This is a genomic window from Cellulomonas sp. A375-1, from assembly GCF_001040865.1.
Taxonomy (GTDB): domain Bacteria; phylum Actinomycetota; class Actinomycetes; order Actinomycetales; family Cellulomonadaceae; genus Cellulomonas; species Cellulomonas gelida.
The window spans coordinates 6,899-10,533 of record NZ_LFKW01000157.1 but is presented as its reverse complement, the minus strand read 5'-3'; the positions used below and the strand labels follow the sequence as shown (position 1 = coordinate 10,533).

Genomic DNA, 3,635 nt, shown 5'->3' with positions numbered 1-3,635 from the left:
GCCCCCCGGGGGGCCCCCCCGCCGCGCGCGCAGCGTCCTCGCAGCGCTCTGACCAGCGAGTTGAACATTCGTCTCACAACCACGCCGTGCCGGCCGATGGAGAACACGAGGGCCCACGGACGGGTCCGACGCGGCTTCGGCCGCAACGAAGGACCAGGGACGGGACTCAGCCATGATCGTCGTGACGCGCCTCACCGGCGACCGGTTCGGCATCAACTCCGACCTCATCCAGCGGGTCGAGAGCGCTCCGGACACGATCGTCACGCTGGTCGACGGGACCAAGTACATCGTCGCCGAACCGCTCGTCGAGGTCATCGGACTGATCGACGAACGTGCGGCCCAGGTGCTGGCCCGTTCGCAGGAGCTCCGGTCCACCGCTCGGCTCATGGCCGTCCCCGACCGGGACGACGACGAGCGGATCGAGCCCCCGCTGCCTCTTCGACCCCGGAGCGTGTGATGGATCCGGCAGGCCTCATCGGCATCGGAGTCGCGCTCTCCGCGATCTTCGGCGCCATGATCCTCGAGGGCGCGCAGCCCATGTCGATCATGCTGCCCGCACCGCTGCTGCTGGTGTGGCTCGGCACGCTCGGCGTCGGCGTGGCTGGCCACACGCTGCGTGACGTCAAGAACGCGTTCGCCGCCGTGCCGCGCGCGCTGCGCTCGAAGGCGCCCGACCCCTCGGTGACGGTCGACACGGTCGTCTCGCTCGCCGACCGCGCCCGGCGCGAGGGCCTGCTCGCGCTCGAGGACGCCGCGCGCGACATCGACGACGAGTTCCTGCGCACCGGCCTGCAGGCCGCGATCGACGGCACCGACCCCGAGGACCTGCGGATCATCCTCGAGGACCGGATCGCGACCAAGCGCACGCAGGAGAAGGTCAACTCCAAGTACTTCCAGGACATGGGCGGCTACGCGCCCACGATCGGCATCATCGGCACGGTCATCTCGCTCGTGCACGTGCTCGAGAACCTGTCCGAGCCCGCGACGCTCGGGCACTCGATCGCCGCGGCGTTCGTCGCGACCCTGTGGGGCATCCTGTCCGCCAACGTCGTGTGGCTGCCGCTCAGCGCCCGGATCAAGCGGATCTCGGACCTCGAGTGCGCGCACATGGAGGTCACGCTCGAGGGCCTGCTCGCGGTGCAGGCGGGTGCCAACCCGCGCGTCGTGGGCGAGCGCCTGCGCTCCCTCATCCCGCACGACATGGTGGCGGAGCCGCGTCAGGCGGCGGCGTGAGCAGCCACGCGCCGGGCAAGCGCCGCGGTCGCCGGTCGCCTGAGCCCGAGGAGCACGTCAACCACGAGCGGTGGCTCGTGAGCTACTCCGACATGATCACGGTGCTCATGGCGTTGTTCATCGTGCTGTTCGCCATCAGCCAGGTCGACCAGGCGAAGTACGAGGCGCTGCGCCAGTCGCTCACGGCCGGGTTCCAGGACCAGACCGGCAGCGACGCGATCCTCGACGGCTCCGCGGGCACGCTCGACGGGCAGTCGGTGGTGCCCGAGACGAGCACCGCGAACGGCACCGCAGGCATGGTCGACGCCGACATGGGTCTGGGTGACCAGGGCGCGTCCCCGTCGCCCGCCGAGAGCACCGAGGCGGTGAGCCCCGAGCTGCTCGCCGCCGCGCGCGCCGAGGCGGACCACCTGGCCGAGATCCGCGCGACCATCCAGAAGGCGCTCGACAAGGCGCGCCTGGGCGACGCCGTGCGGTTCCGCGTCGACGAGCGCGGCCTCGTGCTCGGGCTCGTCGCCGACGACGTCTTCTTCGCCGCCGCGAGCGCCGACCTCACGCCCACGGCCCGCGCGGTGCTCGACATCGCCGGCCCCACGCTCAAGGCCCTCGAGGAGCACATCTCCGTCGAGGGGCACGCGAACGTGCTGCCCGTGTCCGGCCGGTACGCGACCAACTGGGAGCTGTCCGCCGACCGTGCGACGCAGGTGCTGCGCCACCTCGTGGAGAAGGACGCCCTGCCGGGCGGCCGCATCATGGCCGTCGGGTACGGGGACCAGCGCCCGCTCGTGGGCGGCAAGAGCGGCGCGGCCATGGAGACCAACCGACGCGTGGACCTGGTGATCCTGTCCGACGCACCCGAGACCGTGCGGGCCCTGCTGCCCGCCATGACCAAGGAGTGAGTGCCGTGCCCGTGGAGCAGCGTGTGGTCGGGTCCGGCGTCAAGATCGGCGCCGGCAAGATCGGTGGGGCCAAGATCGGGACCCCCGCACCGGAGTCCGAGCCGGAGAAGACGAAGAAGCCGCGCGGCAAGGCGCCGCTCCTCGTCGTCCTGGCGCTGGTCGTCGTGATCGCCGGTGCCGCGGCGTGGTGGTTCCTGCTGCGCCCGACCGGTACGGGGGCCGAGGTCGAGAAGGCGCCCGAGCCGGGCGAGGTCGTCGCGGTCGAGCCGGTGAGCCTCAACCTGGCCGGCGGCCACTACCTGCGCCTCGGCTTCTCGCTGCAGCTCACCGCGGACGCGCACGAGGCGCCGGACCCGGCGGTCGCCGTCGACCACGCGATCGCCCTGTTCTCCGGGCGCACGGTCGCGGAGATCTCCGACCCCGCCACGCGTGAGCAGCTGCGCGACGAGCTGGCCGAGCAGCTCGCCGAGGCCTACGACGGGGAGGTGATGGCGGTCTACCTGACCAACTACGTCACGCAGTAGCGCACGACCGCTCACTGCACCCGCCGGCCCCGCGCCGGCGGCACCAGGGCGCCACGGAGGGCGCCGCACCGCTGCGCACCCCGCGAGGGGACCCGGCCACGGACGGACGGGGCGCAGATCACGCAGACGCGTGACACCCGTCGGCAGCATCGCCCGGCAACTGCTCACAACTGTCGTCTGCCCGCCGATGGATCGGCCGTGACCGTCCTCGACACTGCCCCGGGCGCACCCGCGGGCACCCGTGAGCCGCAGGTGGAGCCGTACGACTTCCGCCGCCCGCTCACCCTCGTGCGCGAGCACGCCCGCCACCTCGAGATGGCGTTCGGCCGGCTCGCGCGGCAGTTCGGCACCCAGCTCACCGCCCGGCTGCGGGCCGTCAGCAGCCTCGAGCTCGAGCAGATCGCGCTGCACACGTACGAGGAGTACGTCGGCGGGCTGCCGACGCCGACCGCGATGGTGCTGTGCACGGTCGACCCGACCCGCCAGACGGCGGTGCTCCAGCTCCCGGTCGCCGCGACGATGGTGTGGGTCGACTACCTGTTCGGTGGCGACGGCCGCGGCGACGACCGCCCGGGCCGTGAGCTCACCGAGATCGAGATGACGCTCGTGCGCGAGCTGCTCGAGCACGCGCTCGCGGACATGGAGTACGCGTTCGCGGGCATCACCCGCCTGGGGCTCGAGATCCGCGGCGTGCAGTACAACCCGCAGTTCGTGCAGGCCGCCGCGGCCACCGACGCCGTGCTGGTGGCGACGTTCCGCCTGCGGGTCGGCGAGCGCGAGGACACCCTGACGCTCATGCTCCCGGGCGAGCACATGGTGCACGCGCTCCAGGTCGCGGACGGCGTGGTCGCCACGAGCCCCGAGGACCGGCGCAAGGCGATGGTCGCGCACGCGGACCTCGCGACCGCCGTGGCCGCGGTGCCCGTCGAGGTCGGCGTCCGCTTCGCCCCCGTCACCGTGCAGCCGCGTGACGTGCTCA

5 protein-coding genes are annotated in these 3,635 nt (G+C 72.6%); all 5 read left to right on the top strand.

The features are described from left to right. Positions 1-172 precede the first annotated feature (172 nt). A complete protein-coding gene (locus tag CWIS_RS17295) occupies positions 173-457 on the top strand; it encodes a flagellar FlbD family protein (RefSeq protein WP_048344591.1) in 285 nt (94 codons plus the stop codon). Continuing rightward, complete coding sequence (locus CWIS_RS17290) at positions 457-1,233, top strand: motility protein A (RefSeq protein WP_048344590.1); 777 nt, start codon at positions 457-459, stop codon at positions 1,231-1,233. Before CWIS_RS17295 ends, CWIS_RS17290 begins: the two co-directional genes overlap by 1 nt. Then, positions 1,230-2,132 carry a flagellar motor protein MotB gene (locus CWIS_RS17285; protein ID WP_048344589.1) on the top strand — a complete coding sequence of 301 codons (903 nt, stop codon included), beginning with the start codon at positions 1,230-1,232 and terminating at the stop codon, positions 2,130-2,132. The genes CWIS_RS17290 and CWIS_RS17285 overlap by 4 nt, the downstream gene beginning before the upstream one ends. Positions 2,133-2,137: 5 nt before the next feature. Further along, a complete protein-coding gene (gene fliL / locus CWIS_RS17280) occupies positions 2,138-2,656 on the top strand; it encodes a flagellar basal body-associated protein FliL (protein WP_048344599.1) in 519 nt (172 codons plus the stop codon). A 198-nt stretch (positions 2,657-2,854) separates the two neighbouring features. Beyond that, on the top strand, positions 2,855-3,635 hold a 781-nt coding region (locus CWIS_RS17275; RefSeq protein ID WP_231583993.1), incomplete at its 3' end, for a flagellar motor switch protein FliM.